The organism is Aporhodopirellula sallentina SM41 (assembly GCF_000346505.1).
GTDB lineage: Bacteria > Planctomycetota > Planctomycetia > Pirellulales > Pirellulaceae > Rhodopirellula > Rhodopirellula sallentina.
On sequence record NZ_ANOH01000186.1, the window covers coordinates 1 to 8,600 of the forward strand.

Consider the following 8,600-nt stretch of genomic DNA (forward strand, 5'->3'; position numbering starts at 1 on the left):
CCCTGTGTGCCTTGTTCGCGGGCGAGTTGGCTCCATTTTTCCAGCCAGCATTGTTCGGGCTGGTCGGCTTCGACGCGGGATTGATGGCACAGCAACCACAGCAGTGCGAAGTCGGAATAGACTTCACCTTCCATCATCGCTTCAAGATCAAACTCCACGAACGCTTGCCGTGAGAGTGAAATGTTGTCACGTAGGATCCGGAGATGCCGACCGTTGCTGACGAAGGCCCAAAGATGATCGTCACTGCGGTTAAGGAACTCCTGCATCATCGAATGCGGGCTGGCCGTGGCCGCACCACGCGCGCCCCTGGTTCGCCGGTCGAGCGGCAGGTTGCAACCGATAAGGTGAATGGGCGTATGATTGTAGAAACGCTCGATCGGATACGACTTTTCTTCGATGACCGGCGATTTCTCGGTGGTCAACCGTCCGTAGTCGAGTTCTTTGAACAGCGGCAGCAGCCAACGGTCGTTGGTAATGGCGGTGCCAGTATCGGTTTCATCGAGCGACTCGCGGGCTTCTTGAAAATTGCTCCAGTGTGCGCGTAGTGAATTCCACGACGCAGTGATGGCTTCCTTAACCTTAAAGCCGGGCGGTAAGTGGTAATCGTCCAACCGTGTGCCATTGACCTTGAGCGACGCAATGCGTTGCAAAATGTCGGGCGGAAAGAGGGCACCCTCTGTTCGTATGGTTTGAAATGCGGATTTGGACTTGGCCATCGTGGCGTTGAACTCGTGGTAGTGTGCGTACTTCGATATTTGGTGCTGGGAGAGGACTCGGTCAGGGCAATAAGATGAAGCAGCCGAGTAGGTCCACGGGCAGCATCGGCTCGACTCGCATGGTCCCGGTCATCTTGACGCTCTTGCGAATTCGGGTGTGAGCATCACGAAGGGCAGAGGCCCGTTCGTCGGCAATGCGATTGATCTCGGGGCGGAGCGTTTCGAGAGAACTGACGAAGTGTGTTAGCTGTTGTTTGACGAGGGATGGCGGTAGGTTTCCGCTGGGGGAGATGTCAAGCAGCCCACGGGCATCTTTGTCCGGAACCCACTGTGGAGCGTCTGGCGAACCGGTGAAGGCGACGATGCGAACCTCTTCGGCCAGCATGGGATCATCGTCGCGGGCCCCTTTTCGTTTAACGTAGAGCTGGTAGCGAAACCGGGTGACGATGACGGACGTTTTTTCGGTGACACCGTTGGTCTTTGTGACGCCGCAACGACGAGCAAGCGGTGGTTCGCCCTCGGCCTGGACGTCATCGAGTGCCGTTTCTAAGACGTAAGAAGCGAGGCCTTCGACAATGGGATGCGTTCGGCTGAGGTAGATCGTGTCGTCCTCGACGGGCAGATCAAATCGACCAATGAATGACCGATCGCGTGCGATCGCATGTCGCATCGCGCGGGAGGTTTCGTTGTCGACTGTGACTTCAACACTGTCGTTGCGTTTGTTGGCGATTGGAACCCCAGCCAAATGCAGGGTATCGCGAAAGAATCGATCGACGGTCGGCCCTGCTCCAATGGCTTCACGGATAGCCGCTAGTTCGTTGCGAACCTCCTCGGTTTTGATCGAAAGCTGTGCGAACCGAGCTCGTGATTTCTTTTCCTGTTCGCGAGCGTCATCCCACTGGGTGTGCAGTTTTTCCTTGATCGGATCCATCCCCGGCAGGAACATCTGCGGTGTGGTGTCTTGGCCACGCAGTTCCATGCCTTCGAACAGGGCTTTCACCACGTCATCGCTGCCGCCGGGGACCGCAACGGAGATCCCGAGGTCGCTTTTGATCTTCTTGTGTTTGCGGAGCAAGACATCAAGGACGATGCCATCGATTTGATTGTCTACGCCGAAATAAGTGAGGACACGTACCTTTTCGCTGGATTGGCCGAAACGGTCGACGCGGCCTTCCCGCTGTTCGTGACGGGTTGGGTTCCAGGACAGGTCGTAGTGGATAACGGCATCGAAGCCGTGCTGAAGGTTGATGCCTTCGCTGAGGCAGTCGGTACAGACTAGGATCCGCTTTTGGTTCTCGACTAGATCCGCAATGCGATCTTCCCGTTCTTTCGGGGGCAGCGTGCCGGTAACCGCTGCGATTTCGACATCGACCCTGTCCACCTTCTTGATTTTGTCTCGCAAGCCGGCAGCAACGTAGTCGGCAGTGTCGATGAAGCGACAAAAGACGATGGGTTGATAGCCGTCTTTCAAGAGCTTCTTGAGCAGTTTGACCAGCTTGGTGAATTTGGCATCTTTGTCGTAGAACAGTTCTTCCGCACTGAGCGCCAAGCGGTTCAATCGCTTGCTGGTTTCGCTGGCATTGTCATCCGATGGATTACTTCCTGGAGTGAAGTCGACGGCAAGACTGTCGTCTGATTCGTCTTGGTCCAGCACCGTTCGGCTGGCGGTTTCCTCAAGCTGAGTTTCATCGGTTTCATCTGCGGTGATAGCACGGTTCCGCATGGTGGCCGCAGCCGCGGCGGGACTGGAAGCCATCGCCCGCAGCAATGCCAATGCCGACCACCAACGAACGCGACGGTTGCGGTTGTTGCCGGAGTCATCGCTCACTAGTTCGCCAGCGAACCGAACGACTCGCTGGAAGAGTGCTTTGTATTCCGGTGTTAGCTTGTAACTTTCCTCGGCGTCTTCGCGATCAGGAAACGAGGTTGTCGTGCTCATTTCGCGATCCATATCGATCACATTGCCGCGTAGCCGCTGAACGAGGTGTTTGGCCAACTCGGCTCGCAGAGCGTGCTTGCTGTCCGCTTCCATATCTCGTGGAAGGTCACTGAACTTGCTGTCAACCAACGAGAGAAGCGACCGGAAGGCATCCTCATTGCCCGAATGCGGTGTCGCGGTGACGAGTATTAGATGACGTTCAGGATCCTGGGCGATGGCTCGAATGAGTTCAAACCGTGCTTGTCGATTCTGTCCTGGTTTGCCGGCGCTGGTGCACGTGTGCGCCTCGTCGACGATCACGAACTCGGGGCACTCCCGGACGAAGTCATGGCGATGCCGAGTCGATTTGACGAAGTCGGTGGAGACGATGACGAAGGGGTGTCGGTGGAAAAGCGACTCTCCAGGCCGGAGTCCTCGTTCGAGACGCTGGACCGTGCTGCTGAGCACAAGCTCGGCTTCGATGTGGAACTTCTCTCGTAATTCCTTCTGCCACTGCTCTGCCAAGTGTGGCGGGCAAAGCACGGCCATACGAGTAATTTCGCCCCGCTCGATCATCTCTTTCGCGATCAAAGATGCTTCGACGGTTTTTCCGATTCCGACGTCGTCGGCAATCAGCATGCGGACGGGATCAAGTCGCATGGCCATCAGCAAGGGGACCAACTGGTATGGCCGGGGCTCAACCGCGATCTTGCCAAAACTGCGAAACGGGCCCGCGGCACTACGGGTAGCAATGCGTGCGGCATCACGGAGCAGTCGACATGAGTTGAAGTCGCCCGCCGCGTCTGGGTTGGGAGGACTGAAGTTTCCGGAGACGACTTCTTCGATCGCTCGGCAAATTCCGACGACCTCGTCATCGAGTCCACCGATTGGACGCACCATGAGGATGTCATCGGTTGAATCTGGCAGGACAACCCAGTCGCGCCCGCGAGCTTTGACGAGTGTGCCTGGAGTGAATTCAGGTTCCGATTGGATAGCAGTTGGCATTTCTATTCGTTCGCCCCGGACCGGGATTATGCGTTGGCTGATTGTGTGGGAGTTCGACGACCAAATATGTCGGAATACTCATCGAAGATTTCGTCCCAGCTTGCTTGATGATGAAAACGCAGAACGAGGTACCCAGCGTTCATCAAGTTGTGGTCGTTCTGGGCGTCAGTTTCCTTGACTGTTGGCGAATCATGGGGAGGGCCGTCAATGAAAATGACCGTGTTCTCGTCCTGGTAGTAGAAATCCGGTTCGACGTAGAGGTTTGGAACTCGGTATTGCGCATGCGACGGCAGTTTCATTTTGCAGTCGAAGACGTACTGCAACCATTTGCGTTCCAACCCAGACTCGGTCCGTCGCATCAGCGCGTCAAAGTGATCGACGCGACTGTTTGAACTACCAGAGATTGCAGTTGTCGAATTCGCGAGATCCAAGAGGATCGGCTGGATGAGCTTCCTATCGATGTGGGCATGGTCGGGTTGGTTGCCGTACTCGAGTAGACAGTCGTAACAGGCGGCCTCACATTCGATTTTTGGATCGGCTTGGTCGCATAAATCGTCACCCGTATCTGGGTCAAAATGACACAACTCGAGAGCCACCCTGGCAACGCGGGACATTGCCTCGGGAGCTTCGGCAAGTTGCCGCAACACGCCAGCCCCACCCTCTGCTGCTTCATAGAAGAAGAGAAGCCGACGGTCGTCCAGGCTGGGCAGCGGTTGCGCAGCTAACTCACTTGGTTCCAGTTGAAAGACTTTTTGAATTCCCTGTTTGATCGCTGACTGAAGTGACGCCATCACTCCGATGTCATGTTTGGTATCGAATTCAACAGTCAATGCGTTCCGGCGGTCTTCAACATATGGAACGACCTTGACGATTCGCTTGGACATCGGATCTTCGCGGTCCGAATCTTCGGCAGCCTTGTTGGTGGCCCAGTATCCGCGTTCGACATCCAAGTGAAAGCCGCGATCGGCATCGCTCTTGCGTTGACGCCATCCCATGTTGACGCGCCAGATGGTTGCCGTCTCTCCGTAGACGACAGTGGCAAGCTCCCTTTCGCCTACGTTGACTTCAGCCTTGCGACAATCGGGTTCTCCGTTGACTTCACTAAACCGAAATGCACTCCGGATGTCATAGCCGATCCGCTGTCGTTCTTCTTCATCTGAGGAGATGCGTTTGAGTGGCTTTGCGGTAACGTTCTGGAGACGCACGAGCTGCCGAATTTCATCGGTAGGTAACAACGCAGAGTTGCAGCATTCGCATGTGTCTGGACCAACACCGTGTTGAATCAGATGTCCATACCCACACGAAGAGCAGACCTTCATGACGTACTGAGTCAGCTGTTCCGTGGCTTCGTCGAAAGCGAGGTTCACTTTGTTGACGCAATAGTGCACACCTTCGTGGTAAATGATGGCACGTGGGCCAAACTCGGAGATAGCGAGGAAGCGGGGGCGCGAAAGATATTCGTCCCGTCCACGCCGACCGCGACGAGCAGGGATGAAAGCGGAAAGTGGCAAGCGTGGGAAATTGTAACCCGGGAGAAAACCTTCGCTCGCGAAGTAACGGTAGCTGTAGAAGTCGCCCTCCGAAGCGTTCTTGGCATCGGTCAGTAACGACAATTGGGATTCGGCCTGTGCACGAAGACTTTTGGCTCGATCGCGATCTTTCTGTTGGCGGGTATGGTCGCCAATGACCTTGTTCATCTCACGACGGTGTTGGACCGCCGCACGGTAGAGACTGCGCCAGCGGTTACACGCTTCATCAAAGCTCTGCGGGATACGACGCAGGACATCGTCGAGCCAGTCTTCGCGGTACCATGAAGCCGTTTTGAGCTCTGGACCAACACTCGCGAGCAATCGGCGTGCGTGTGTTAATGCGCGCCCTTTGATTGTTGCGTCGTTTAGCTTTTCGTGAACAACGTCGTTTAGTGGCAGATCGAGATTGTCTTCCGTGACTACAAGGACCTCCGCGAGCGTTTGCTTGAGATTCAGATCGGCTTCGGCCAACCACACGGCATGAACGTGGGCTCGGAGCAAGTCCGGGTTCAACAAATCGAGTCGGGGAGCGGTGACCGCCCCGGAGACCATGCGTGTTGGATTCTTGAAATAGTACTGATCGTGCGGGCTGTAACCGGAGCAGTAGGTATAAACCAGTGCGGGCTGTCCGCCACGTCCCGCTCGACCGCTACGCTGTGCGTAGTTGGCGGGCGTCGGTGGGACGTTCCTCATATTCACCACGTTCAACTGCGCGATGTCGACACCGAGTTCCATCGTTGGAGAACAGAACAAGACATCAAGTTCACCTTGGCGAAATCGCATTTCCCGTTGCTCACGGTCTTCGGCGTGCACCTGGGCGGTATGCTCGCGTCCCTCCAATCCTGCCCCAACCTCAGCAAACCCTTTGTAGAACTGAATGAAGTACTCGTTGGCGGATCGATCCGAGTCAGTTGCACGAGTGACGCGGAGTTCGTCATGCATTTCTCGCGAGCCATCGCCACATTTCCAGATCATGACGGAAGCCGGAACCTGATAACCGTGCACCAGGCTACCTTCGCGAGGCGAACGCACTTCTTCGACTAATCCAAATGGCTTCAAACATCGGAAGAGGTCAAGAATGATGTCACCGACATCGTCAGTTTTTAGCGATTGCCCAAGGTCGGGTAAGACGCCCGGCCGTTTGAGAAACATCCCAAAGTTGCTTTGTGGCGAAATGCAAACGTCTTCCTGTCGCTCGCGATCCATCCGTGACCGAGGCCACGCGATGCCCGCCTTGACCATCTCGCGTGGTTCCTCAATGACCCAATGGCCGCTCAGCCGCTGGCGACTCTGCTCGCTGATTCGATCTTGGTATTCGGGCGACAGTGAATCGTGCTTGATCGCCAACGATCGCCGAAGGTAGTCCAGCAGGACTCGAACGATTCTCGCACGTTGCTGTGGCGTCGCAGAGACCAGTGCACCATGCGCGTTCTTTTCGACCCAGTAGGCTTGATCCGAGGCCAGCTCGTCGAGACTGAGGTAGTCGAAGATTAATAGTCCGCATTTTTCGAGGTTCGGACTGGTAACACGCCACCCCTGCTCGAGATCACGGTACAGGAAATACGTCAAAACGCTTTTCAATGCCCGGCGTGTTTCTTCGAGGGCGGCTCCACGCAGTTCGGTGTCATTGGCGTAAAGATGCAGCGGCAAATCCATCGCTCGGACAACATGGTCGACTAATTCGTCATAGCGGACACCGTCACCGCCAAGCCGGCTCATTGCTCGGTATAGCGCACTTCGAATCAAACCGACTTCGACGAAGTCGTTGAAGTGACCGGACTGCAGCGACGCATCCTGACGGTTATCAGTGAAGCTAAGCAGCTTGCGTGCTTTCGGCGCCAACGATTGATCGAATCGCAGTTTCAGAATCGTTGAGAGCGCCAGGACAGTTGTCGCAGTGCTACGACCGTCGACGCCCAAGGTGGATAGTTTTCCTAAATCGCTGCGTTGACGTGCGTTGTAGGCAACGCCACATTTCGGGTTGAGGCAAAACTGAAACGGAGCTCTAACGAATGCAACCGGAAGTCCGTCACGGTCGTGGCCGCCACCGGTGTCCAGCGTCATCACCTCTGGAACCGGTTTTCCACGCTTTACCCTAGGTGGCTTGTTCGGACGGTGCTCAATCCAGTCCTCTGGGACGCGAGCTAGGGTGTCTTCCTCGTCACCTGTCCATGGTTCGTCAGAAGAAAAGTACAGATACCCTGCTTCGACCTCTGACGAGTCCCCTTTGCCGAAATCTTCGCGAGGCGTGACGTGCCCATCGCGTCCGTCGGATGGACGATAGACTCGATAGTATGGTTGCCCGCACGATCGACAGAAAACCAGTGGCAACAAGATACGCGAGCGATCACCAGGAACGTAACGCTGGCCACGCAGCGTTATTTCTCGCTTATCTTCGGTCTCGAGACTTGCCCAGGCAGTATCGCCTCGGGTGATGAATTGATGCAGCCGAAATGCGAAAACGGGGAAGCCATTTTCGGGTTGTTTGCAGCGACTACCGCCATATAGGTATCGTTCGATGGCCGTTTCGGATTCTTCAATGCTGGTGTTTGCAATTGCGGCAAGGGCTGCAGCAGCCCCGGACTTTCCCCGCAAAGGTTGCGGCTGCCGACGTATCAGCTTGCCGGTTTCGAGCTCACGTCGAACACCGAAGGTACTTTCGATCCACGACGCAAGCGGGTCGGCTTTGAATTGATCGTATTCAGCCGGCGCTTCACTTCCCTTGCTGATAAGGTTGCCCAAGGCCTTTTTGACTTCAGGTGATTCCAAATCAATGTCGTCGGTTGCGCGTCGTAGGGTTTCACCGATAACGTTGGAAGGGGGAACTTCTTCGCCGAATATTTTCGACGCGACTTTTGCGACAACAGCCGCTTGATCCTCGCTCGTTCCGCTTGACTCCATCGTAGCGGAAGTGCCGACACAGTGCAGGTTGTCGCTCTTAAACGCTTCGCGGCAACGTCGAATCAACATCGACACGTCAGCGCCCTGCCGGCCTCGATAAGTGTGCAGTTCATCGAAGACGAGAAACCGTAGGTTGCTAGCACTGCGAACCAACTCGCGTTCTTCGATGCGTGTGAGAATCAACTCCAGCATCACGTAGTTGGTTAACAAGATATCCGGAGGGTTCTGAATGATCCGCTTTCTTTCTTCTTCCCCTTCTTGGCCTGTATACCGAGCGTAGGTGACAGGTGGTTCGGATGAGTCGAATCCCCGCCGCAGAAACTTGTCTAGTTCTTCCCGCTGACTGTTCGCCAACGCGTTCATCGGATAAACAACGATAGCCTGGATGCCGCGGCCCGGTCCGTGCATGAGAACATGGTTCACGGCGGGGATGATGTAGGCGAGACTCTTCCCCGAACCGGTGCCAGTCGTCAGGACGTAGGGCTGATCCTGTGCGGCGACGCGGATAGCTTCGGCTTGGTGTGTGTGAAG

Annotated in this window: 3 protein-coding genes; all 3 read right to left on the reverse strand. The window is 55.7% G+C overall.

The features are described 5' to 3' along the window. A partial coding sequence (locus RSSM_RS12030) for a hypothetical protein (protein WP_008678652.1) occupies nt 1–716 on the reverse strand: 716 nt, incomplete at its 3' end. A 61-nt stretch (nt 717–777) separates the two neighbouring features. Next, nucleotides 778–3,639, reverse strand: a complete 2,862-nt coding sequence (locus tag RSSM_RS12035; RefSeq protein ID WP_008678655.1) for a helicase-related protein — start codon at nt 3,637–3,639, stop codon at nt 778–780. Nucleotides 3,640–3,665: 26 nt separating this feature from the next. Continuing rightward, nucleotides 3,666–8,600 (reverse strand): DEAD/DEAH box helicase (locus RSSM_RS12040; protein WP_044302388.1); only part of this gene is annotated, 4,935 nt, incomplete at its 5' end.

Excerpts from the sequence above, each read along its gene's own strand:
- RSSM_RS12035 (WP_008678655.1), bottom strand. The coding sequence starts at position 3,639 with ATGCCAACTGCTATCCAATCGGAACCTGAATTCACTCCAGGCACACTC.